The organism is uncultured Hymenobacter sp. (genome assembly GCF_964242765.1).
Classification (GTDB): Bacteria; Bacteroidota; Bacteroidia; order Cytophagales; family Hymenobacteraceae; genus Hymenobacter.
In genome coordinates this window covers 1-21986 of sequence record NZ_CAXTBM010000063.1, presented here as the reverse complement: position 1 = coordinate 21986, position 21986 = coordinate 1, and the positions used below count along the sequence as shown (strand labels likewise).

Below are 21986 nucleotides of genomic sequence, written 5' to 3'. Positions count from 1 at the left end.
TTTTGAATCGTTGAACGGCCAATTTTTAATTCTTAATTCTCAATTTTTAATTGTCAACTCCCCTACCAGATCTGGTGCACCTGGGGCTTGATTTTCCGCTCGTAGATGGCCTGCACCTGGTGCATTTGCTCCTCGGCAAGGGCGGGCAGTTCGGCGGCCTTCAGGTTAGAGGAAAGCTGCTCGGGCTTGGAAGCGCCGGGGATTACGCAGCTTACTTCGTTGAACATGAGCACCCACCGCAAAGCGACGGGCGCCAAATTGGGCTGGTCGGGGAATAGTTGTTTGATTTCTTCCACGGCTTCCAGGCCGGTGTTGTAGTCGACGCCGGAGAAGGTTTCGCCTTTGTCGAAGGCTTCCCCCTGGCGGTTGAAGTTGCGGTGGTCTTCCGGGGCGAAGCTGGTGTCGGCCGAAAACTTGCCGGTCAGCAGGCCGCTGGCCAGCGGCACCCGCACAATCAGGCCCACGTCGCGGCGCTGGGCTTCTTTGAAAAGCAACTCCGTGGGCCGCTGCCGGAACATGTTGAAGATGAGTTGCAGCGTGGTGACGTTGGGGTACTCCAGGGCTTTGAGGCCTTCTTCCACTTTCTCTACGCTCACGCCCAGGTTCTGAATCTTGCCTTCCTCTTTCAACTGATCGAACACTTCGAAAATCTCGGGGCGGTAGTACACCTCCGTGGGCGGGCAGTGCAGTTGAATTAAATCCAGCGTTTCGAGCTGCATATTGCGCAAGCTGGCTTCCACAAACTGGCGCATGGCCGCCGGCGTGTACGCCGCGCTCAGGTGCGGCTGGAGTTGCCGCCCGCACTTAGTGGCCACGTAAATTCGTTCGGAGCGGCTGCGGACGAGCCGGCCCACGGCTTTCTCGCTTTCGCCGTCGCCGTACACGTCGGCCGTATCAATGAAATTGATGCCGCCATCGACGGCAGCGTTCAGGATGGTATCGGCATTGGGGTGGCTGAACGGCTCGCCCCATTTGCCGCCCACCTGCCAGGTGCCCAAGCTGATTTCAGAAACCAAGAAGCCGGTTTTCCCAAGTTTGCGGTGCTGCATAGAAAAAAGAAGAGGTGTAAAAAGCAAAAACCGCCACCAGCCACTTACGGGCTGTTTCGGCGGTGCTAGTGTATACGCGGGCTGCGCGAATTTGGCTCTGCTACCAGCCAGCTCTTCAAGATCTGCTCGAACCTATCGATAGCAAGTCCCCGTCGTATTCGACGCGTAAGCTTGTTCCCTTACTACCTTGCTGCTTTCTCACTTGCCCCACGTATGTCGAAAGAAATAAAGCCCTGGACCACGCTCAGCTCCGAACTAGTATTCCATCACCGCTGGTACAAGCTCCGGCGCGACCATGTGCAACTGCCCACGGGCCAGGTACTCGACGACTATTTTGTGAGCGTGCGGGCCAACGTGGCGCTGATATTTGCCCTCACCGCCGATGAACACGTCATCCTGGTGCGCCAGTACAAGCACGGCATCGGCGAAATCCTGATTGAAGTGCCCGGCGGCGTGGTAGACGAAGGCGAAACCAGCCCGCTCGCCGCTGCCAAGCGCGAGTTGCTGGAAGAAACCGGCTACGTTTCCGACGAGATAGAGCCGCTTCTCGAAGTCAGCGACAACCCCACTAAGGATACCAACCGCATCTACTTTTTCCTGGCCCGCAACGCCCGCCTGGTAGCCGCCCAACACCTCGACGAAACCGAAAACATCGAAGTGCTGCGCGTGCCGCTGGCTGGCGTGGAAGCCATGATTCTCGGCGGCGAAATTCGCGTCTCGGGCTCGATTGCCTTGTGTTTGCTGGCCCTGCGCAAGTTGGCACCCTAGCCAAGCGGACTCGCGTTCTGCTCCCGGGCCAGGATAACGATAGGCTGCTCTTTGTAGGTGGTGCGCGCCGTTTCTCGGTAGCCGAATTTTTGGGCCACGCGCAGAGAAGCCACATTATCGGAATCGATGATGCAGACCGTTTCTGTGGTTTGAAAATGACGATTGCCCCAGGCCAGGGCCGCCCGGACGGCCTCGGTTGCGTAGCCCATGCCATGCACGCGCGGCGCGAGCACCCACCCGATTTCGGGTACGCCGCTGATGGAAGGCTTTATGTCCCGGTTGAAGTCAGCGAAGCCCACCGAGCCAATAAACCGACCGGTGCTCTTCTCTTCCACCGCCCAAAACCCAAAGCCCATCAACGACCAGTGCCCCTGCTGCGTCAATATCCGCCGCCACGATTCCTCGCCTGATATGGGCTGACCACCCAGATAACGATAGAAATTAGGGTCACGGTGCATGGCCGCAAACTCAATTAAATCTTCTGGCCGGTAGCCACGCAGCAGCAAACGCTCCGTTTCGAGAACGGGAATCTGGGTTAGTGCAGGAGTTGCTTGAAGAGGAGAGCTTAGCATAGTACCAATATAGAAAAACCCTTAAATAAGGTGGCTATGCTGCTTCATCATGAACAGCAAGCGGTTTAGTTTTAGAGCCGCCGGTACCATTGATTTCCTTTGGGAGGGCCTTACGCCGCTAACCGAATTAACTTTCTTAAAACAAAAAACCGATTTGCAGGTCGGAGCCGGAAGTTACGTGGACGTCGTGCCCGCCGGTGAAGGGCCGTCGTGGATTGTTGGACCCGCCCCGGTGGCGCGTAAAATCCAGCCCGGCACTGCCACTTAACAGCCAGCGTCCTTTGCGCAACTGATAGCCCAGCCGGGTTGACAAGGGGGCATGTACCTGAATGTCGCTGACGTACCCGTAGGGACTGTTGCCGTCTTGATTGAATTCTTCGGCTACCAGTTGCAGGCCCGCTCCTACAAACAACCCTGCTCCAGCTCGCCGCACTGGCCACAAAAAGTAGCGCACCTGCGAGGTGAGCAGGGCACTGTTGTAGCGCCCTCTGCTCTGTAGGACGCTTTGATACTGTCCCGTGGCCGGGTCCAGTAGTACGGTATAGATGGACTGGTCGCGATGCATGCCCCCAACCCCCACCCGGACGCTAACCCGCGGGGTAAGCAGCCATTCGTAGCCCAGCCCTACGTAGTGGCTACCGCCGCCGTACTCGGCGCTGTGTACGCCCAGGTACAGCGCGTGCCGGGGCGAAGGGGTGGCCGTGGTATCGGGCGCTACGAGCGTAGTCCCTGCTGAACCCAAACCGGTTGCAATAAGCAGATACAGCACAGCCATTTCAGGAGGTAGTTAACTAAGCTATAATTGACTGAAAATTTGCTTTCGTTTTAGAACCGCGCAATTGCCCGCAGATTCACGACGCGCTGCGAGAGGTAATTAGGCACGGAATACGTGCGGCCGTTCAGGTCCTGGATGTAGCTATAGCCGCCCACGTTGTTGGCGCCCAGCACGTTCAGTATTTCCAAGCCTATCCAGAGGCTTTCCAGCTGACCGACGCGCCGTTCGCGCTGGTTGTTCAGGGCTACCACTTTCGAGAAGCCGAGGTCGACGCGCTTGTAGGAGCGGGTTTGGGCATCGGTGCCGCGTAGCTCGGGCAAGCCGGGCGGGCTAAAGGGCAAGCCCGTGCCGAACACGATGTTCACGTAGCCGCGCACCGAGGGATTATTGGGCAAATGGTCTTGGAAGAACACGCCCAAATTCACGCGCTGATCCTGCGGCCGGCGAATGTAGCCCTTGGCGTCGCGCCCGACGATGTTGCCCTCGTCGTCGTAGCGGGTAACAAAGTCGCCTTCGATGTTTTCGCGGGTGGTCAGCACGCCCAAGCTAAACCACGACTCGGCGCCGTTCACAAACTCGCCGCCCACGCGGGTATCGACGCCGGCCACGTAGGCCGTGGCGTTGTTGCGGGCGAAGTAGCGCAGCCGCACGTTGTCGATGTCGTAGGGCACCACGTCGGTAAGGTATTTCACGTAGGCCTCGCCCGTAAAGCGGAACGGCCGGCCCCACTGCTCGAACCGTATTTCGTTGCCCACGATGAAGTGCATGGAGCGTTGCGCCCGCAGCTCCGGGTTGAGGCTGGCTTCGATAAGGAGCGGACTGCCCGGCGTGGCGCGCGTGCCCTGCTGGTCGCGCAGCTCACGGTAGAACGGCGGCTGGTAGTAGAGGCCGGCCGCCATCTTGTAGGAGCGGTTGGGATGCTGGCGCGGAATAAACGAAAACTGTACCCGCGGGCTTATCACCAGTTGCTGGTTCACCGACCAGTAGTGCGCCCGCACGCCGTACGTGAGGGTCCGCAACGAATCCAACTCCAGCGTGTGCTGCGCGTAGCCCTGCGTCCGGGTGCTGCTCAAATCCAAATCCGACAGTTGCCGGCTGCGGCGCCCATCGGGCACATAATCGGCCGAGTCGGCGAAGCTGTACTCGTTGAGCACATCTGCAATTCGCTCTTGGCCCGTTTTAATGCCGAAGCGCACGGTATGACCGGCACCCGGCGTCCAGCGGGCGCGGGCTTCGGCGGTGGCAATGCGGGCGGTGAGCGTGTTGCGCGAGTGGTCGAACCGGGACCCAATGTCGCGCTGGCGCACGGCTTTGTTGAAGTCCGGCGAGTTGGGGTCGCGGTTGATATCGGCCAGGCTGTAGCTGGCTTCGACGTCGCGGTATTCCAGCTCGCGCGAGTAGACCAGCCCGCCGAGCAACTCGGTTTGAAACTTGTCGCTGAAATTATGCTTCAGGTTGAGCCCGCCCTGGTACATATCGTACTGCATCCGTTCTCGGCCATCGTACACGATAAAAAGCCGCGTGAATTGATTGGTGGCGGTGCTGAATGTGCTTTGGCCGGTTTCGGGCGTGAAGCGGTAATCGTTGTGGGCGAAGGTGGTCAGCAGCCCGAGCGAGGTACGCCCGGGGTAGTCTTGGGGCCCCAAGTTGGCGTTGAGGTACACCTGCCCATCGTAGAAGGTGGGGTTGTAGCCGCCTTGCTGCTGCTTGAGGGAACGCAGCACATAGGTGGCATTCTTGTAGCGCACGCCGGCCAAGTAGCTTAGGCGCTTGTTGGGCGACGTGGCTTCGACGTGCACCGCGCCCCCCACCAAGCTCGCCGTAGCGGAAGCCCCGAACTTGGCGGGCTGCTTATAGGCAATATTAAGCACCGACGAGAGCTTATCCCCGAACTGCGGCTGCCAGCCACCCGTCGAAAACTCTACTTTGCTCACCAAATCAGGGTTGATAAAGCTCAAACCTTCCTGCTGCGCCGCCGTGACCAGAAACGGCCGGTATATCTCGATACCGTTCACGTAGACCAGGTTTTCGTCGTAGTTGCCGCCCCGCACTGAATAGGTGCTGGTTAGCTCGTTGGTCGACGTAACGCCGGGCAGGGTTTTAAGAATGGCGTTGAAGTCGCCGAAGGGAGAGGGCAGCACCTTGGCCGTGCGCGGGTCAAGCTTGAGCATGCTGACTTGCTCGCGAGTATCGGCCTCGTCGTTGCGGCCCCGTACGGTTACGTTGCCCAGAGCCCGGGCGTCACTTTGCAGCGTCAGTTGTAACTCGCGCTGGTCGTCGGTTAGCGTTAAGGGCACGCGCAGAACTTTGAAGCGCAGCCCGCGCACCACCAGCACCGCCGGGCGGCCCGTCCGTACCACGGTCAAAGTGAAACGACCGTTGCTATCGGTGGAGGTACCACCCGGTTGGCCTTCCACGCCCACCCCTACTAGCTCTACGGGTTGGCCGTCGGCATCGCGCACGGTCCCGCTGATAGTAATGCGCGTTTGCTGAGCCACCGCAGTAGCCGGGGCCACTACTACAAGGGCCAAGGGGGCCAGCCCGACCAGCGACACTGCGCGCAACAAGTTTAAACGCAAAGGCTGCACCAACCAGCCCATAGTAGAGGAAAAGTGGGGCATTAGCTCGGCTCCTGTTCTTCCTGATTAACTCCCGCCGTCAGTTGCGCCCGCAAATCGGCCAAAGTAGCCACGGGGTCCGGCGAGTTGAATACAAACGAACCGGCCACCAGCACATCGGCGCCCGCTTCCACCAGCGCCATGGCATTGTCTTGGTTGACGCCGCCATCAATTTCAATCAGCGCTGCCGAGCCACTGTCGATCAGCAACTCTTTCAGGGCCGCCACTTTGCGCAGCGTATTCGGAATAAACGATTGGCCGCCAAAGCCGGGGTTCACCGACATCACCAACACCAAGTCGAGGTCGGCGGCAATGTCTTCGAGCAGCCACACCGGCGTGTGCGGGTTCAGGGCCACGCCCGCCTGGCAGCCGAGCGCCTTGATTTGCTCGATTACGCGGTGCAAATGCGTGCAGGCTTCGTAATGCACCGTGATGGTACGGGCCCCGGCGTCGCGCACGGCCGAGAGGTAGTTTTGGGGGTCTGCTATCATCAAATGTACGTCGAGCGGCTGCTGCGCGTGGCGGTGAATGGCCTGGAGTACCGGTATCCCGAACGAGATATTGGGCACGAAGCGGCCATCCATAATGTCGCAGTGCAGCCAATCGGCGGCACTGCCGGCCAACCGCTCGGTTTCGGCTTGAAGGTTAGCGAAGTCGGCAGCAAGCAAAGACGGAGCCAGCAACGGCGCCCGGCGGCGAGTAGGAGTCATCCTGCGAAGGTACAGACTAAAATAGTTTGGTGCCGCTTCTCAACGCTAAGCATAGAAAAAGGCCGACAACTCTCGTTGCCGGCCTTTTTCAGCTACGGTTCTGCGTCAACTTATTTGTTTACAATCAGGCGCCGCATTTGAGTGGCCTCCTCCGTAAGCAGCCGTAGCCGTACCAGGTACACACCTGTGGCAATAGCGAAACAAGCCGGGCGAGGTTGCGCTAGCAAGAGGTAGGGGTGGGCGTTTGAATGCCCCTTCATTTTGCTAGCGCAACCTCGCCCATCCTACAATCAGAAACAATCCTATCTTTCACTCATTGGCAGAAGCAAAAGAAATACTTTGTCTTCTTCTTATTAAAATCGAACCAGCAGCATAGCACCCAAACTCATTTTATATGCTCCACCTCGCTCGCACCACTTCTGACAACCTCGATTTCCGGGGCTTAGTCCAGCTTCTCGATCAAGATTTAAGCGTGCGCGACGGAGATGAGCACGCCTTTTATGCCCAATTCAATACGGTTGACAAGATAAAACACGTGGTAGTGGCTTATCTAAACGATGAGCCTGTGGGCTGCGGAGCCTTCAAAGAATTCAATCAGGAACTCGTGGAAATCAAGCGCATGTTTGTGTTGCCGGCGTATCGGGGGCAAGGAGTTGCGCGGGCAGTGCTCGGCGAATTGGAGCAGTGGGCCCAGGAACTGCGCTACACTGGCTACGTTTTAGAAACGGGCAAAAAACAGCCCGAAGCCATCCGACTTTATGAAAAAAGCGGCTACAAACTCATTCCCAATTATGGGCAGTATGCCAACGTAGAGAACAGCGTGTGTATGCAGAAATAACACTCGGGTCATCAAGTACGCTACGTTCTCAATGGAACATCTATTTCTCTATGCGAGTGGATGTAAAAAGCCAGCAGCCATCCTAGAAAGGCAACAGCGCGACATGCGCCGGCTGTAACTCATATCAAAAAAGGCAGGTGCTGCACGTTTCCGTGAACACCTGCCTTTACTCTATCTAACTATCTAACGAGCTGTTTACCGTTTACTTGGCACCTGCCTCTTCTTTGTTCCAGGCCTTCCAATCCAGCTTGCCGTCTTCGGTCTTGCGCAGGAAATACGTTTGATCGTCTTCCTGGCGCTTCCCGAACGTAACATCGGAGCGGCAGTCCAAGCAGCGGAGCGAGGTGTATTTGAATTTGTCTTGGGCCACACGGGCCGTTAGGTCGAGGTTGTCGGAACCACAGATGCCGCACTTGGCTACATCAGGAAAGCTCAGCCGCTCGTATTCGGTTACCACCTCGTGAAGGTTGGCACCCTGAACGGTGAAGTGAAACTGGCGACGCCCCAGGCGCTTCGAAATCATCATTTGTAGCATGCTACTGGTATTGTGGGTTTGAAAACCCGAGTTAAAAAAGAACAGAATTCACCTCGCTGAATTCCTGGACAAGATACTAATATTTTTCGCCCGATACTAATTAGGTTATCAGCTGCAACTGGCGAAATGCTATTTTCACTTGGCAAACAACTGGTATTCAGCAATTGCTTACCCGCTTACTGCCTAATAAAGCGCACACTACGTTGTCGTTTCGCACCAGCCTGCACGTCGCAGCTATACACGCCCTTGGCTAGCAACGCGGTAGGCAGGCGAACTTCCGAAGTCGTGGTAGCAGGTAGCTGGTGCTCGGCAACCAATGTCCCACGCGCATCATAGAAACGCACCCGCAGTGGCAACGCTCGGAAAGCGGGCGTGAGTTGTAGGTACAACTCGTTGCCATTCGCCGGATTAGGATATACGACAAGCTGATTGTTGGCGGTGGCTGGGGGGCTGGCCGCCAACGGCGTGCCCGGATTGGCCGTGTTATAAGCCAGCACGAAGTTCGGAATGCCATAGCCCAGCAAGTTGTCGGGGTTGGAGTACTGCGAGCCGGAGCGTTGCAAAAAGGCAATGACTTGCTGCGCGGTGAGCGTGGGGTTAGCCTGCCAGAAGCCGGCCACTATGCCCGCCAGAATAGGGCAGGAAAATGACGTCCCGTTGCTGCGTACCGGCTGCCCTGCTATGTTTATCACCGCCGCCTGCGCCCCTTGCGTTGCTAGGTTAGGCTTAACGCGGTTATCGGCGCTGGGTCCTTGCGAGCTAAAAAGGGCATAGTTACGCAACGAGTCGACAGCCCCTACCGCTAAAATAGAATCAGCATCAGATGGGGCCAGCAGGCTAGGGCCGGTCCGTCGTCCATCGTTGCCCACTGAGTTCACCACTATCATACCTACGCGGGCGGCTACGGTGGCCGCCCGCGTGGAAATAGCGGTGCGGCCATTCAGGTTGGCGTACGTGTAGTTGGCATACGGGATATCGAAGGTATTGTAGCCCAGCGACGAGCTGATAACGTCGACCCCGGCAGAATCGGCCCGCTCGGCCGCCATCAGCCAGTTTACCTCCTCAATCGGGTTTTCGGTGTACACGTCCTCGGTCAAATACAGCCGATACGTGGCCTTGGGAGCCGTTCCGACGAACACGCCCGTTTGGTTGGCCGCGAGCGTGGAAAGGGTGTTGGTACCGTGACTATCGCGCCCGTACACGTTGGCGTTACGCTCCACAAAGTTGTAGACATCGGCAATCCGGCCCTCGGTACGCAACGAAGCAAACGGGGCCGATTGGTTTACGCCCGGAAAGCCGTCATCGAATACCGCAATCTGCATGCCCTCACCCCGAAAACCGGCATTGTGCATGGCAACGGCCCCAATCATATTCGCCTGTTGATAAGCCGTCCCGTAGACCGGATTAGCTAGCGGGCGCTGTTGGTTGGTTTCGGCGGGCAGCGCGGCGTGTTTGGGCGGGGCCACCACGGTAGCTGTCCGGTTCAGGGTTTGGGTGTTGCGCACGAAAGGCAGCGCTTGCACTGTGGCTAGCGTGGCAGAGTCGCAGTTAACCACCACGGCATTGAACCAGCGCGAGGTATACCACACGGTTGCGCCCGGCACAGCGCGCACTTGCGTTACGTAGCTGGGAGTTACGGGCAAGTCGCGGGGCAGGATGGTAATGTTCTGGCGGGTGCGGCGTGCAATAGCCCGCGCGGAGAGAAACGCCTGCGGCTGGCTTACGGTGAAAGGCGTACCCGCTTTATCCTGGAAATACACCAAATGCTTGCGCACCGTAGCGGCCGTACCACTCGAACTGCTTTGCGCAAAAACCGGCGTTGGGGCCGTAGCAGCGAGTAGCCCAGCAAGCGAAACAAGAGAAAGAAGACGCATAGAATAGACCAGTTGAGACCTGCCGGAAGATACGGATTTAGTGCTAACCTAGGTGGTGGAGCGCCTTTCACCGAAAGTGACGGCAGTAGTGCGCGTACTTCAGGCTCTCGTTATCCTTCCTTATGGTGAGTTCGCGCGCTGTTTGCTTTGTTGAATAATAAGCAAGCAGAGCGGCCGATGAGCAAAAGGAACGTCTTGCTGCGCTTGTCGAAGCATCGGGCGTGCCGACGTTGAATTTACTACGCGAGCCAGACGCTTCGGCAAGCGCAGCAGGACGAGTTCAAAGCAGTAACCAGGCATTTCAACCCACAACCAACCGCGAGTCCTGCTTTTGGTCCTCTATCACCCGACCAAAAATCGCCCCGCAGATAACGCAAAGCCTATAAAACAAACCCGCCCCCTAAAAGCAGGGGGCGGGTTTGTTGAAGATCTTGATGCTAGCGGCCTTTCTCTATCAGTACCTCTGTGCGCGTCGTTCCCCTGTAGATGACGTTTGGAACGGGAAGGTCGGCAGTGCCCGGTTCGGTATAAATAAACCGGCGGCGGCTCCGAAATACGAGCCCCTCCCCTAGCGCATATACCTGCCGCACTCGGAGGTAGTAAAAGGCGTTGATGTACGTGGGGTCTTCCTGTTCGTTGGGCGTGGAAGTGGTTAGCGTTTTCGGATACGTGACTGTGCTGCTACCGGCAGTGGTTGTGAAAGGCTGGTCGATGTTGGTGTAGCGCAAATTGTCTTCTTTGACATCGTTCATGCTATTATAGGCATTGGCGTTCCAAAAGCCTTCCCGAACCGGAAATATCAGCTCTACCCGGCGCAGGTTGTTCCGCATAACCACCACGTTGCCCGCTGCCGGGCTCACCACCAGCACACTATCGTCCACCCAAGGATCGGTACTTGTATTGCGGCGCGAACGAACCACCCGGAATGTTTGCCGGCCAGTTCCGTCCACGTACTCTTCGTCTACCCGCTCCCGAAACTGAAATTGGTTGTACGTTTTCACGTTGCGCGTCCAGATGGTATCGGTCACGTTGTAAATCCGGAAGTCACCCACTGCTAACGGATAGTAGTTGGTAGTAGCCGGTTCTATCGTCACCGATTCGTTTTTGCAACCCGCTACGGCCACGGTCAACACGGCAGCCGCAAGCCAAGTCCGCGACGAAAACCAATCTTTCACCATTGAATAGCGCAACATAAAAACTAGGATTATAGCATGGCAGTAACGGCCGAAGATACGGGAGTTTCGCCAATAGTGTGGCGCTCGATCCAGCCGCCACCCAGCACATCCGGTCCGTCGTAGAACACGGCCGCTTGCCCCGGCGTCACGGCGTGTACCGGCTCCTCGAAGTAGACGTGGATTTTGTCGCCGATCTGCTCCAGGAATGCCGGAGCGCCGTCGTGATTATACCGGATTTTGGTGGTGCTGGGCACCAAGCCCCGCCCTTCCAACGACGCAAATTTGCCCATGTTCAACTGCCCCACCACGGTGCGGCTGCTGGCCAAGTCGTCGAAATTGCCGAGCACCACTTCGTTGGTATCGGGCCGGATTTCGGTTACGTACACCGGGAAGCCCAACGCCACGCCCAGCCCTTTGCGCTGCCCAATCGTGTAGAACGGATAGCCTTCGTGCGTGCCCACAAACGTACCGTCGCGCAGCACAAACCGGCCGCCCGCTACCCGCTCTTCCAAGCCCGGCACCCGGCGCCGCAGGAAGCCGCGGTAGTCGTTGTCGGGGATAAAGCAGATTTCGTAGCTCTCAGGCTTGTTCACGAGTTCGGTGAAGCCGCGGCGGCGGGCCTCGTCGTAGATTTCGGTTTTACGCATATGGCCCAGCGGGAACAGCGTGCGGCTCAAGCTCTCCTGGCTCACGCCCCAGAGCGCGTAGCTTTGGTCTTTGTTGTCGTCGAAGCCTTTGCTGACTACGTAGCGGCCGTTTTCCAGGCGCACGTTGGCGTAGTGGCCGGTGGCAATGAATTCGCAGCCCAGCTGGTCGGCCCGGCGCAGCAAAGCGTCCCATTTGATGTGGGTGTTGCAGAGCACGCACGGATTGGGCGTGCGGCCGGCCAGGTATTCGTCGGTGAAATTCGAGATGACAAAGTCGCCGAACTCGTCGCGAATATCGATGATGTAGTGCGGAAAGCCGAGGTCCACGGCAATCTGGCGGGCATCGTTGATGCTGTCGAGCGAGCAGCAGCCGGTCTCTTTTTTCGAGCCCCCGGCCGAGGCGTAGTCCCAGGTTTTCATGGTCATCCCGACCACTTCGTAGCCTTGTTCGTGCAGGAGCACGGCCGCTACCGATGAATCAATACCGCCGCTCATCGCGACGAGGACGCGGCCCTTGGTAACGGGCGGCGTGGAAGATGCAAATTGCGTCATAAAGAAAAGCGCCCGTGGAGTCAAGGTCCGCGGCCGCGTAGCAAAGATAACACATGCCGCCCGGTCGTGGTTTCCTTTGGTTTCTGCGGGGCCTACGAACCGTAGGCAGAGCGTTGCGGTGGCATAGGAATGGTTACTTTTGCGCTTCGCCAAGCGGGAGCTATTTTACTGCCGCCGATCCAACTTTTCTGCGTATGTCCTTGCTTACGTCCGTGCTGGTGCGCGGCATCAACAACCTCTCCGATGCGCGCTATTGCGCCGGCATGGGAGCCGATGGCCTCATATTCACCCTCGACCCGGCTTTACCTAGTGCTGTCGACACGGCCACCGTGAAGGAATTAGCAGGCTGGGTGTCGGGCGTAGAAATCATCGGCGAGTTCGGGATTACTGCTGATTTCGATACAATTAATGCCATTGCTAGTACTTGTGGGCTTACAAGGACTGTTCTGCCCTTACCCGCTTCACCGCTACCATCAACTTCACTTCAGATACCCGCTATTATCGAGCTTAGCCTAAAAGACGCTTGGAATGGCTACGCTCATTATAATAACCTGCGCGCACCCTTGTCAACTAAATTTCCGCTGGGCTATACCCTGATGACAGAATTTGCACCCTGGGTGTCAGACACTGAACTTGAAAGCTATGCGGAGTTAGCGGCGCGCTATCCGCTGTGGGTAAGCCTCACTACGGCTGACTTGCCTTTTGTAAAGCAACTCAGCACTCTTCCAATAGCTGGCCTCATTCTACAGGGCGGCAACGAAATCAAGCCCGGCCTGCGCGACTTCTCGGAACTAGAAGCCGTGTTTGAGGCGCTTGAGGCGTAAGCAGCAATAAGCTCGTCAGCTCGTCACGCCGAGTTGGTAAAGCATCTAGCCCACTTCGTTGACACCCCATCCGGGTAAGATGTTTGACAAGCTTAGCGTAACGGATGGAATGCTTTGTCTACGCCATAACGGTAATCAGGCTAAAAATAGGCTCGGTTAGCAAAGGGTCGCCCGTAGTGGCAATATGAGCATTGGCTAAGGTGCGCGGCAGGCTCTTGGTGAAAAGCCGCCAGGCGACAGCGCCGGCCAGCGTGATGGTGGCGGCTACTGGCCCGCTGTACTGGGTGCCTAACTCCCAGCCATTGGCTTGCCGCTGCAAATACCAGGTGTCGCCTCCCATGCCGGTTACAGTGAATTGCAGCACCGAGCCCGGCGCGGCGCTTATCGCTCGGTAGTGGTGCGGCAGGGCCCGCACGCAGGTACTCAGAAAGGGATGGTACAGCTCCGGCGCCAACAATGGGGCCTCCTGCCCTACTGCCTGCCTGATTTGCTGTTGATGATGCCACTTCTCGGTGTAGTCGCGGGCCACGTGAAACCAGTTCGCCGACTGTTCTTCACCTGCCCAGCTTACCGCAAAAACGGCCGGCTCCAGCATGGGCAGCGCAGCCAGGTAGGCGTTATAAGCTGGTTCGCTGACCTCCAGCAGCCACGTGATAACCGGTGGGCTCAGCCGCTGCCCCACAACTACCCATTCTTCATTTAGTTGATTGAGGTAGCGCACTACGTCAGCATGAGCCGAACTAGCTGGCCCTGCTCCGCCAAAATGCCCATCCCGCAACATTGATAACGCCCGCAAGGAGCCATCCAGCAAGTGCAGCGCCACATCCCGGACCCGCCACTTTGGGGCGACAGTAGCCTTCTCCCAATCGGCTGGTGCCAGCGAGTGCAACAAGGCAATCAGGTGGGCATCGAGCGTTGGCAGCAAATGCGCGGTGTAAAGGATGGGAAGTGGCTGCATAAGCCAAAGTAGTGAATTTGGCTCATGCAATTTGCACAGCCGCAACTAAAACTTATCCCCTTACCAATTTGCTATTTCACGTCAACTGAAACTGCAAATACTTGATGGCAACGCCTTGCGACCGGTATTTACTCTCGAAGTTGGTTTCAATATCCTCGGCGTGCGGCAGCAGCTCGGGCGTGGCATCCAGGTCTTTGGTGAAAGCTAGCACTGTGACGCCGGGGCGCTGTTGCAGGGTTTCCAGCGTGTAGTCGAACAAGTCCTCGTTGTCGGTTTTGAGGTGAACCAGTCCGCCGGGTTGCAGCAGTTGCTGGTACAAATCGAGGTAGCGCGGCGCGGTGAGGCGGCGCTTGATATCCCGGTCGCGGGGGCGCGGGTCGGGAAAGGTTATCCAGATTTCGCTTAGCTCACCGGGGGCGAAGTGCTTAGCCAAGTCCAGGGCCCGGGTCCGGATGAAGCCCACGTTGGTTAGCCCCAACGCTTCGGCGCAGGTGCTGCCCCGCCAGATACGGTCGCCTTTAATATCAAGGCCCAGGAAATTACGGTCCGGATATCGGGCGGCTAGGCCCACCGTGTATTCGCCTTTCCCGCAACCCACTTCCAGCGTAATAGCCTGGTTGTTATGAAAAAAGGCCTGGTGCCAACGGCCGCCTAGTTGCTCGTAAGCAGGTTTGCCGGGCTCCACAATATCGGCCCGCTCCGCGTTTTCGGCGAAGCGCTTTAACTTGATTCGACTCACTGAGTTCGTTTTTCGTTGTTGGTTTTCGGCTTGTATTAGAGTTGCCGTATATCCGTCCCAAGACGAGAACAGGAAACTTAATAAAGAAAACGAATTATAAACCTTCTATTTCCGCCACTACAAAGGTACTGCCGCCAATGAATACCACATCCTCGGGGCCAGCGGCGGCACGGGCGGCGGCTACGGCAGCGGCAACCGGTCCGTACGCTTCGCCCTGCAAACCGGCCGCTGCGGCTAGTTCAGCCAGCTCCGTTGCCGCTAAAGCCCGCGGAATGAATGCCTGACAGAAGTAATAGGTAGCATCAGTCGGCAGCAAACCCAACATCTTCGACACGTCTTTGTCGTTGACCACGCCCAACACGAAATGTAGTTGCCGACGGGGCAGCCGCGCGAGTTGGGCGGTCACGAGGCGCAAACCGGCTTCGTTGTGGCCCGTATCACATACCACCAACGGGCGGCGCCCCAAAATGGTCCAACGGCCGCGGAAGCCGGTGAGGGGACGCACGTTTCGCAGGCCTTCGCGCACTGCCGCTTCCGGCACCACAAAGCCTTGGCGGCGCAGCTCATCGAGCACAGCTAACACGCCCGGCAGATTCAATTGCTGGTAGTCGCCAACCAAACCCAGCTCCAGGTGCTCCAGCAACAACTGCCCATCATGCGTGACGGCTAGAACCTGAAACTCCTGGTCCGGCGCGGGCGGCTGTTCTAAAGTAACACGGTAATGCTGGTCGGCGAAAAGCAGCGGCGCGTGCTCCGCAGCGGCCTTTTGCTCGAATACGGCTTGCACCTCCGGCTGCGTTTGGCTGATGATGGCGGGGATGCCCGGCTTGATGATGCCCGCTTTTTCGGTGGCAATCAGTGGTAGCGTATCACCCAGCAGGTTCTGGTGGTCGAAGCTGATATTGGTGATGAGGGAAACCAGCGGGGTGATGATGTTGGTGGAATCCAGCCGCCCGCCCAAGCCGACCTCCACTACCGCCACGTCCACCTGCAACTCGGCGAAATACGAAAATGCCAACGCCACGCACATCTCGAAAAACGAGGGCTGCACCTGTTCAAACATCGGCCGCCACTGCGCCACCCACGCCACCAGATACTCGGGCGTCAAATCCTGCCTGTTCACCTTGATTCGCTCGGTAAACTCGCGCAGATGCGGCGACGTGTACAGCCCCACCTTGTAGCCGGCCGCCTGCAACACCGCCGCCAGCAGGTTAGAGCTGCTGCCTTTGCCATTGGTTCCCGCTACGTGCACGCTAGCAAACTTGCGGTGCGGATGCCCAGTGGCTTCGGCGAGCTTCTCCGTGGTTGCTAATCCAGGCTTGTAGCCGGCCGCGCCCACTCGCTGAAAAATGGGCAGTTGGCTGTAAAGGTAAGCGAGCGTTTCAGCGTAGGTCATGGAAGAGAAGCAAGTGAATAGCTAGCAGGGCTTGGCAGCTTGGCTACCATCCTACAAAGCAAAGCCGCCGACCGAAGAAATCCGACGGCGGCCTGAAAACTATTCAATGCCTTGCCCTGCTTAGCGAACGGTGAACCGGAACGTGTAGAAACCAGAGCCGCCACCCGCCGCCGAGTTGGTACGGCGGAATTCCGCGTTTTCCAGCGCGTCGCGGCAGGCTTTTTCCTGCTCCGGAGAAACAGTACCCGATACTTTTGTGACAGACTCCACTTCCCCGTCGGCGCTTACTTTAATCCGGAAGCGAACGAAACCAGAGTTGTTATCGAGAGCCGGCGCGGTCGGGCGGTTCACGAAAGCCCAGCCGCTCATTTCCAACCCGCCCGAGCCGGGGCTGCTGCCGCTGCCGCCGCTGCCGGGTTTGCCGTACAGCGCCTTGGCATCAAGCGAGCCATTGGGGTCGCCTTGGTCGCCGACGGAGCCGGGCCGGTCGCCGTTGTTGTTGCCAGTGGGCGCGTTGCTGGTACCGTTTACCCCGTTGCCACCACCATTGGCGCTGCCTTTAGGCGTGTAGAGCGTACGGGGGCGCTCTACCGGCTTCGGAGCTTCGGCCACTTCTTCCTTAGCCGGCGTTGGCTCTGTCCGCTCCACCTTAACCGGCGCAGGCTTGGTTACGGGCGGCGCCGTAACGGGGCTTTCCTCGGCGTCGCTGGTTATGATGCGCTCCTGCGCGGCTTGCTGAGGTGCAGGCGGCGATGCCGGAGTAGTTGGCTGGGGCGGCGTAGGACGGGGGTCGGGGTTGGAAGCAGGCGGGCGACTGTCTTCGCGGTTGCGGGAGTTGTTGGCTATGGCCATGCTTTGCACGTCGCCGGAACCAGCCTCGTCGATACCATAATTCAGTTCTACGCCGTCGCCGCCCAGGGCATCAAGGGGCGGGTCGGGACCCTTGAACACGGTGAAGAAGAACATAGCCGCCAGCAGCGTGTGCAGGAGCACCGTCCCGATAATGGCTTCTTTTCGGTGTTCTTCGCGGTATTCCATGGTTTGGTGTGCTGCTTAGGTGATGCACTGACAGATTGATTTCATTGATAAAACCACTTATCGACAACTATAATTGCCAATTAATCGAATCAACACATCAAAAATCACTTGCCAGCCGCTTGCTGAGCTTGCGTGGCCATCACCATTTTGATTTTGAGGCGGTTGCCGATTTCCAGAATATCAACCAGCTTCTGCACGTTCTGCGAGGCGTCTACGCGCAGTACCACCGTGGGCAAATCCAGCTGTTGGTTGGCAATTAAGCTTTTCAATTCACCTTCCAACCCCTCGGCAGAAGTGGGCTTCTTATTCACGAAAACTGCTCCAGCCGCATCTACCGACACGGTGATAGGCTGCTTCATCACCTGCTTGCTGCTTTTGGCGTTGGGCAGCAGCAGCTTGATGACGTTGGGGTTCACCATCGTCGACACAATCAGGAAGAACAGCATCAAAAAGAACATGATGTCGTTCATCGAGCTGGTCTCGACGTGCGAAGAAAGCTTACGGCGCCGGCTTAAATTCATTGGTATAAAATTGTTGAATAACTGAGTTGCTAAATAGGTAGCGGTTGTAATGGCTCATTAAACAGCCAACCATCTAGCAATTCAGTTACTCAACCATTAATTGTCTTGCAGGATGTCCATGAACTCGATGGCCGAGTTTTCCATGCGGAATACAAGGCGTTCCACCATGATGCTGAGCCAGTGGTAACCGATGTGGGCAATAATGCCGACGATAAGACCAGTAGCCGAAGTCACCATCTTGGTGTACAAACCACCCGAAATTTGGGCGATACCAAAGTCGCCGGTGGCGCTGATGGCGTAGAAAATCTTGATTACCCCGATAATGGTACCTACGAAACCTAACATCGGGGCGATACCAGCAATAATGCCGAGGATGCTGATGTTTTTTTCGAGGCGGGCAATTTCCACCTTGCCGACGTTCTCAACGCTAGCCTCAATGTCTTTGAGCGGCAACCCGATACGGCGGATGCCCTTCTCAATCATGCGGGCGAGCGGAGTGGCCGTTTGGGCGCAAAGCATTTTGGCGCCTTGCAAATCGCCTTTCACCATCAGGTTACGAATACCGGGCATGAACGACTCGGGCACCGCCGCGGCTTTTCGGATGGTGATATAGCGCTCCAAAATGATGTAGAGCGAAACAAACGACAACAGAAAGAGCGGAATCATAATGCCGCCGCCCTTCACAATCAAGTCAATTAAGGAGAGGTCGGAGGCGGCCGCATTGGCCGCGGCATTGGCCGCAGTAGCGGAAGAATCAGCGGCGGCAGCACCGGTTGCGGGGGCACTGCCGACTTGCATCTGAAGCAGCAGAGAAAGCAAAAGCGTCATGCTAGTAGTTAAGAACCCAAAGAGTATTACCCATCCGCTTGCGCAGAATAGAGGCTTGGCGATCAGCAGAGGTGCGGTCAGCGAAATCGGCAACGGAAAGCTTGTACTGGCGGCTGCCGGCGGGCGGGGTGATAACCCGAGCCGGGTGGCCTAGCCGAACCAGCGCCTGACGGCCTTTTTCAGCATTGATCATGGTAGTATAGGAGCCGGCGATAACGTAGTAACGGCCCGTGCGGCTCTTGATGGTTGTAGCAGTTGTGTTGGCGGTGGCATTAGCGGCGGCAGCTTTTTCCCAACCAGGAGCCTTACCAGCGGGCTTGGCGGCAACTTTTGCTGGCTTCGGCTTGGGCTTTTGCCAGTCCCTTGTGGTAGCGGCAGGCGCAACGGTTTTGGGAGCTACCGCTAACTTGGCCTTCGCTACAACAGCGGGCTTGGCAACGGGCTTCTCTACCGCACGGGCAGTTGCAAAGTTATCGGCGGTAGCCAAAGCAGCCTGCTGCTGGCTGACCGCGGGGGCTACTGGCGCCACCAGCCGCGGAGCCCGAATCGGCTTTTCTGTTTTCTGTTCTTCTACCCGCAGGGCATCGGGCAGATAACCCTGCTGATCAGCAAACATATAGTTGGCCGAGAAAACCAATCCAACCAGCACAAATGCCAACGCCCCTTGTAGCAAACGGGTGGCGCGCACAGAACGGCCCACCGATAGTTTCGGCAGAGCTGGTTGCCGCTCGCGCGAGAGCATAGCGTCGGTGGCGCGCACCGGACGGGCTACCAATTCGGGCAACCCAAAGCTGGCATTAAGCAGATTGTCGGTGCCGCTGTACTCGAACTCCAGCCCCCGGCCAACCGACCGGCGAAACACGCCAATACCAGGCAGTTCGGTACGCTGGCTGGTTTCCAGTTCCTGCTGCATGCGGGCTACAGCTTCGCGCACCATCTGGCGGGCCTGGGCCGTACTCAGATTTAGCTTCGCACTCAACGCATCCACCAGCAAACCGTCGTTGCGGGTCAGCGACTGATTGAATGCCACGCGCTTAGCTGGCGGGGCCAGCGTATGCCGCACCGGATGAATCCGGGCGGGGGCGTAATCGGCAATCAGGCCGCCAAAATCAGGAATAATGACGCAGTCATGGTCCCGGAGCAGGGTGCGGATATGAGTGGATAGCGGCAAAGTGTAGTAAGTTAAGTTAATGGGCTTAACGCGTAATTGGCAGTACTTAGGGCCTGGATAGACGAAATCGTGCTACCGTCTCGTCATCTACCTGCACTAAGTGCTAGCAACTGTGGTATTAATCTTAGAAGTCGTAAGTCGCGCCGAGTAGCACGTTAGCCCCTTTCACCGGATAGTTCAGGAACCGTTCATACTGACCGCCAATCAGGTTGTTACCCATAGCAAAGATGGACAGTTTTTCCATAATCCGGTAATCAGCGCGCAGGTTGAGGTCCACCACCGAATCCGTGGGGCGCACCACTTTGCGATATCCGATGGCGGCCGTGCCCAAGTCGTAACCAGTGCCGTAGCTTGAACTGTAAGTGTACAACTCGGCGCCTAGCAGCAACTTGTCGTACAAGTTATGGGTGGCAAACAGCACCGACTGAAAGGCCGGCCGGTGAAAAGGCTGGGCCAGCGTTTTGACGTTGTAGCCGTTGTAATCAGCTTTAAAGCCCACCCGCGTTTTTTCGGCGGCGTTGTAAATAACCTCGCCGTGGACGTTGAATAGTTGAGTGGCTTTCTTGTCGTAGACCAAGTTGAACTTGGTGGAATCACCGCGGTATACTCCACCAAAGGTTGCACCAGGCGCTATATAGCCGGCGTTTTCGTAGAAGTACAGGTTACGGTCGTTGCTCAGCGTTACGCGGGCATTCACCTCTAGGGCGCGGGCCGGGGTGGCGTTGAAGCCGAAGTAGAGCGTAGGGCCGCGGCGGGTATCCGCTACTCGCTGGTTGGGCGCCAGCCAGGGGTTTTCGGTCGTCAAGTCGTACATCGTCACGCGCTGCACGGCGCCGCCTAAGCCCGCAAAGGCCACAAACTTATCTTCCGTTACGGTATAGGCCAACCGGACAGCCGGGTAGATGTTGAGTTGCCGGGCTTGCCGAATTGTATCTCCGGTGTAGCCAAGCGTTGCGCCCAACGATACCGCCAGCCGGTTCAGCTTTGCTTCAAAGGCTGGCGTAAGCTGGAAGTAAGGCCGATTGTACTTCAGGGAATCCTCGAACGAGATATAGGAAAAGTTTCCGTTAACGGTCACGCGGCTGGTTTCGCCGAGCCCATAAGACGAGCGCAACTCTGCGTAGATGTTGTTTTCCTTGGCCTTGAACCGGTCGTTCCAGTGGCGGTAACCTACGCCAAGGTCATACTGAAACGGGGCGTCGGTGGCGCGGTTGCGCGCATACACTTTGGCGCCAACCCGGGTAAATGTTTGCTTGAGATTATCGGTTTCCGGCAGCACGGCTACGTTACGGTTGTAGCCGTAGAAATTGTACCGCTCGCGCCCCAATTCCAACTTCCCGCCGAGCGCCGTAGTGCCACTATAGGTTTCGCCGTGCAAGTCGAGGTTGGTCCGGCTCTGTCCGGAATTATCTTTATCGACCGGGCCGCGGGCCGAAGCCAGGTGGTTCAGGTCGAGGCCGTACGAGGCGGAGTTGCTGCGGGTATTGTGTAGGTGCACCCGGCCCAGGAAGGTGGCGTAGTTGCCCACGCCAGCCTTCACGTAGTTACCGGTTTGCAGGGCCGGTTCTTCTTGCCGGATAGTCAGCACCCGCACCGAAGGGTTGAGCAGGTCGGCGGGCAACCGGAAATCGGGGTAAGTGTAATTCACCTTAGCGCTTGTGTTGGCGGGGGCCTCCACTTTGATTTTCTCGAAGTTGCGAGTGGCTTCGGGCAGCTGATTCACCCGCTCCTTCACAATCTCAATCTCCGCTTCTTCAATCTTGCCGCGGGTAGTAGGGCGCGTGGTTTGCGCCTGCACCGCCACCGGCGCAGCAGTCAACAGTCCGGCCAGTGCCAGCAATTTCGACGGGGTAAACGTCATAATTAAAATTTTAAATTCAGTGCAGGCAGCAGTTCAGAAGAACACTAGCAAGTATTTAGTATTCAGCTGTTTATTTCCTTTATATCTTGAATACCTCACTCCTATTCCTCCTGCTCAACCGGGCCATCGGTACGGTTAATCGTGGTGTCGGTAGGCTGTTCAGTGGAAGGCACCAGGGAGCTACGACTCGCAGCTTTTCCTTTCGTGGCGGGCGTGGCTTTGGTGGTTCCGGGCTTGGCTGGGGTGGTCTTGGCCGGTGCCTTGGTCCCGCCAGCGGCCGGGGTTTCAGTGGGCAATGTCGCTAGTCGCTGCTTGGCTCCTTCGATGATTTCCGCCACCGGAAATTTGTTGTCGATGATGGAATTGAGGGTGGCGCGGGCCTGGAAGGTTTCGCCTTGGGCGGCGTAGATATCGGCAATCAGCAAGAAGCCCCGGCCTTGCCATAGCTCGTAGTTGGAGGCGTTGGTTTTGTAGGCGGCGTCCAGTGCTTCGGGGTACTTCTTCTGCTGGAATAAGATGTCGGCCACGAGGTAGAGC

Annotated in this window: 21 protein-coding genes; 3 read left to right on the top strand and 18 right to left on the bottom strand. The window is 57.5% G+C overall.

Features of this window, described 5'->3' with window-relative positions:
* Positions 1-62: 62 nt before the first annotated feature.
* Positions 63-1049, bottom strand: a complete 987-nt coding sequence (locus ACFE7X_RS20450; protein ID WP_375437548.1) for an aldo/keto reductase — start codon at positions 1047-1049, stop codon at positions 63-65.
* A gap of 213 nt (positions 1050-1262) precedes the next feature.
* Between ACFE7X_RS20450 and ACFE7X_RS20445 the strand changes: the two genes are divergently transcribed.
* Complete coding sequence (locus tag ACFE7X_RS20445; RefSeq protein WP_375437547.1) at positions 1263-1817, top strand: NUDIX hydrolase; 555 nt, start codon at positions 1263-1265, stop codon at positions 1815-1817.
* Here ACFE7X_RS20445 and ACFE7X_RS20440 read toward each other — a convergent pair.
* The 4 genes from ACFE7X_RS20440 to rpe form a co-directional block, all read right to left on the bottom strand.
* Positions 1814-2389, bottom strand: a complete 576-nt coding sequence (locus ACFE7X_RS20440; protein ID WP_375437546.1) for a GNAT family N-acetyltransferase — start codon at positions 2387-2389, stop codon at positions 1814-1816. The two genes, ACFE7X_RS20445 and ACFE7X_RS20440, sit on opposite strands and share 4 nt — an antisense overlap.
* Positions 2390-2525: 136 nt before the next feature.
* Positions 2526-3164 carry a hypothetical protein gene (locus tag ACFE7X_RS20435; protein WP_375437545.1) on the bottom strand — a complete coding sequence of 213 codons (639 nt, stop codon included), beginning with the start codon at positions 3162-3164 and terminating at the stop codon, positions 2526-2528.
* 50 nt (positions 3165-3214) lie between these two features.
* Positions 3215-5785 (bottom strand): carboxypeptidase-like regulatory domain-containing protein, encoded by a 2571-nt coding sequence (locus ACFE7X_RS20430; protein WP_375437544.1) that lies wholly within the window; start codon positions 5783-5785, stop codon positions 3215-3217.
* Positions 5785-6492, bottom strand: coding sequence for a ribulose-phosphate 3-epimerase (gene rpe / locus ACFE7X_RS20425; protein WP_375437543.1), 708 nt, complete (start codon positions 6490-6492; stop codon positions 5785-5787). Before rpe ends, ACFE7X_RS20430 begins: the two co-directional genes overlap by 1 nt.
* A 394-nt stretch (positions 6493-6886) precedes the next feature.
* Between rpe and ACFE7X_RS20420 the strand changes: the two genes are divergently transcribed.
* A complete protein-coding gene (locus ACFE7X_RS20420; protein ID WP_375437542.1) occupies positions 6887-7330 on the top strand; it encodes a GNAT family N-acetyltransferase in 444 nt (147 codons plus the stop codon).
* A 202-nt stretch (positions 7331-7532) separates the two neighbouring features.
* Here ACFE7X_RS20420 and ACFE7X_RS20415 read toward each other — a convergent pair whose 3' ends face one another.
* The 4 genes from ACFE7X_RS20415 to mnmA form a co-directional block, all read right to left on the bottom strand.
* Entirely contained in the window at positions 7533-7856 is a 324-nt protein-coding gene (locus ACFE7X_RS20415; protein WP_375437541.1) for a hypothetical protein, read from the bottom strand.
* Positions 7857-8041: 185 nt separating this feature from the next.
* Positions 8042-9739 carry a S8 family serine peptidase gene (locus ACFE7X_RS20410; RefSeq protein ID WP_375437540.1) on the bottom strand — a complete coding sequence of 566 codons (1698 nt, stop codon included), beginning with the start codon at positions 9737-9739 and terminating at the stop codon, positions 8042-8044.
* A 437-nt stretch (positions 9740-10176) separates the two neighbouring features.
* On the bottom strand, positions 10177-10932 hold the full coding sequence (locus tag ACFE7X_RS20405; RefSeq protein ID WP_375437539.1) for a hypothetical protein: 756 nt from the start codon (positions 10930-10932) through the stop codon (positions 10177-10179).
* An 11-nt stretch (positions 10933-10943) separates the two neighbouring features.
* Positions 10944-12113, bottom strand: coding sequence for a tRNA 2-thiouridine(34) synthase MnmA (mnmA, locus tag ACFE7X_RS20400; RefSeq protein ID WP_375437538.1), 1170 nt, complete (start codon positions 12111-12113; stop codon positions 10944-10946).
* A 194-nt stretch (positions 12114-12307) separates the two neighbouring features.
* Here mnmA and ACFE7X_RS20395 point away from each other — a divergent pair, with 194 nt between their 5' ends.
* On the top strand, positions 12308-12937 hold the full coding sequence (locus ACFE7X_RS20395; protein ID WP_375437537.1) for a hypothetical protein: 630 nt from the start codon (positions 12308-12310) through the stop codon (positions 12935-12937).
* 118 nt (positions 12938-13055) lie between these two features.
* Here ACFE7X_RS20395 and ACFE7X_RS20390 read toward each other — a convergent pair whose 3' ends face one another.
* The 9 genes from ACFE7X_RS20390 to ACFE7X_RS20350 all read right to left on the bottom strand — a co-directional run.
* Entirely contained in the window at positions 13056-13895 is an 840-nt protein-coding gene (locus tag ACFE7X_RS20390; protein WP_375437536.1) for a maleylpyruvate isomerase N-terminal domain-containing protein, read from the bottom strand.
* Positions 13896-13971: 76 nt separating this feature from the next.
* Positions 13972-14634 (bottom strand): tRNA (guanosine(46)-N7)-methyltransferase TrmB, encoded by a 663-nt coding sequence (trmB, locus tag ACFE7X_RS20385; protein ID WP_375437535.1) that lies wholly within the window; start codon positions 14632-14634, stop codon positions 13972-13974.
* Positions 14635-14728: 94 nt separating this feature from the next.
* The gene (locus ACFE7X_RS20380) at positions 14729-16030 is read right to left on the bottom strand and encodes a bifunctional folylpolyglutamate synthase/dihydrofolate synthase (RefSeq protein ID WP_375437534.1); all 1302 of its coding nucleotides are present in this window, start codon (positions 16028-16030) and stop codon (positions 14729-14731) included.
* 120 nt (positions 16031-16150) lie between these two features.
* On the bottom strand, positions 16151-17068 hold the full coding sequence (locus ACFE7X_RS20375; protein WP_375437533.1) for a hypothetical protein: 918 nt from the start codon (positions 17066-17068) through the stop codon (positions 16151-16153).
* A gap of 104 nt (positions 17069-17172) precedes the next feature.
* Positions 17173-17589 carry an ExbD/TolR family protein gene (locus ACFE7X_RS20370; RefSeq protein ID WP_375437532.1) on the bottom strand — a complete coding sequence of 139 codons (417 nt, stop codon included), beginning with the start codon at positions 17587-17589 and terminating at the stop codon, positions 17173-17175.
* Between the two features lie 96 nt (positions 17590-17685).
* Complete coding sequence (locus ACFE7X_RS20365; protein ID WP_375437531.1) at positions 17686-18417, bottom strand: MotA/TolQ/ExbB proton channel family protein; 732 nt, start codon at positions 18415-18417, stop codon at positions 17686-17688.
* Between the two features lies 1 nt (position 18418).
* The gene (locus tag ACFE7X_RS20360) at positions 18419-19588 is read right to left on the bottom strand and encodes an SPOR domain-containing protein (protein WP_375437530.1); all 1170 of its coding nucleotides are present in this window, start codon (positions 19586-19588) and stop codon (positions 18419-18421) included.
* A 124-nt stretch (positions 19589-19712) separates the two neighbouring features.
* Positions 19713-21449, bottom strand: a complete 1737-nt coding sequence (locus ACFE7X_RS20355) for a hypothetical protein (protein WP_375437529.1) — start codon at positions 21447-21449, stop codon at positions 19713-19715.
* Positions 21450-21550: 101 nt separating this feature from the next.
* The coding region (locus ACFE7X_RS20350) for a tol-pal system YbgF family protein (protein WP_375437528.1) at positions 21551-21986 on the bottom strand (436 nt) is incomplete at its 5' end.

What these genes read in the sequence shown, in the direction of transcription:
- ACFE7X_RS20450 (WP_375437548.1), bottom strand. Translation starts at nt 1,049, where the DNA reads ATGCAGCACCGCAAACTTGGGAAAACCGGCTTCTTGGTTTCTGAAATC.
- ACFE7X_RS20440 (WP_375437546.1), bottom strand. Translation starts at nt 2,389, where the DNA reads ATGCTAAGCTCTCCTCTTCAAGCAACTCCTGCACTAACCCAGATTCCC.
- ACFE7X_RS20420 (WP_375437542.1), top strand. Translation starts at nt 6,887, where the DNA reads ATGCTCCACCTCGCTCGCACCACTTCTGACAACCTCGATTTCCGGGGC.
- ACFE7X_RS20445 (WP_375437547.1), top strand. Translation starts at nt 1,263, where the DNA reads ATGTCGAAAGAAATAAAGCCCTGGACCACGCTCAGCTCCGAACTAGTA.
- ACFE7X_RS20380 (WP_375437534.1), bottom strand. Translation starts at nt 16,030, where the DNA reads ATGACCTACGCTGAAACGCTCGCTTACCTTTACAGCCAACTGCCCATT.
- rpe (WP_375437543.1), bottom strand. Translation starts at nt 6,492, where the DNA reads ATGACTCCTACTCGCCGCCGGGCGCCGTTGCTGGCTCCGTCTTTGCTT.
- ACFE7X_RS20365 (WP_375437531.1), bottom strand. Translation starts at nt 18,417, where the DNA reads ATGACGCTTTTGCTTTCTCTGCTGCTTCAGATGCAAGTCGGCAGTGCC.
- ACFE7X_RS20435 (WP_375437545.1), bottom strand. Translation starts at nt 3,164, where the DNA reads ATGGCTGTGCTGTATCTGCTTATTGCAACCGGTTTGGGTTCAGCAGGG.
- ACFE7X_RS20375 (WP_375437533.1), bottom strand. Translation starts at nt 17,068, where the DNA reads ATGGAATACCGCGAAGAACACCGAAAAGAAGCCATTATCGGGACGGTG.
- ACFE7X_RS20395 (WP_375437537.1), top strand. Translation starts at nt 12,308, where the DNA reads ATGTCCTTGCTTACGTCCGTGCTGGTGCGCGGCATCAACAACCTCTCC.
- ACFE7X_RS20430 (WP_375437544.1), bottom strand. Translation starts at nt 5,785, where the DNA reads ATGCCCCACTTTTCCTCTACTATGGGCTGGTTGGTGCAGCCTTTGCGT.
- ACFE7X_RS20355 (WP_375437529.1), bottom strand. Translation starts at nt 21,449, where the DNA reads ATGACGTTTACCCCGTCGAAATTGCTGGCACTGGCCGGACTGTTGACT.
- ACFE7X_RS20370 (WP_375437532.1), bottom strand. Translation starts at nt 17,589, where the DNA reads ATGAATTTAAGCCGGCGCCGTAAGCTTTCTTCGCACGTCGAGACCAGC.
- ACFE7X_RS20405 (WP_375437539.1), bottom strand. Translation starts at nt 10,932, where the DNA reads ATGTTGCGCTATTCAATGGTGAAAGATTGGTTTTCGTCGCGGACTTGG.
- mnmA (WP_375437538.1), bottom strand. Translation starts at nt 12,113, where the DNA reads ATGACGCAATTTGCATCTTCCACGCCGCCCGTTACCAAGGGCCGCGTC.
- ACFE7X_RS20410 (WP_375437540.1), bottom strand. Translation starts at nt 9,739, where the DNA reads ATGCGTCTTCTTTCTCTTGTTTCGCTTGCTGGGCTACTCGCTGCTACG.
- ACFE7X_RS20415 (WP_375437541.1), bottom strand. Translation starts at nt 7,856, where the DNA reads ATGATGATTTCGAAGCGCCTGGGGCGTCGCCAGTTTCACTTCACCGTT.
- ACFE7X_RS20390 (WP_375437536.1), bottom strand. Translation starts at nt 13,895, where the DNA reads ATGCAGCCACTTCCCATCCTTTACACCGCGCATTTGCTGCCAACGCTC.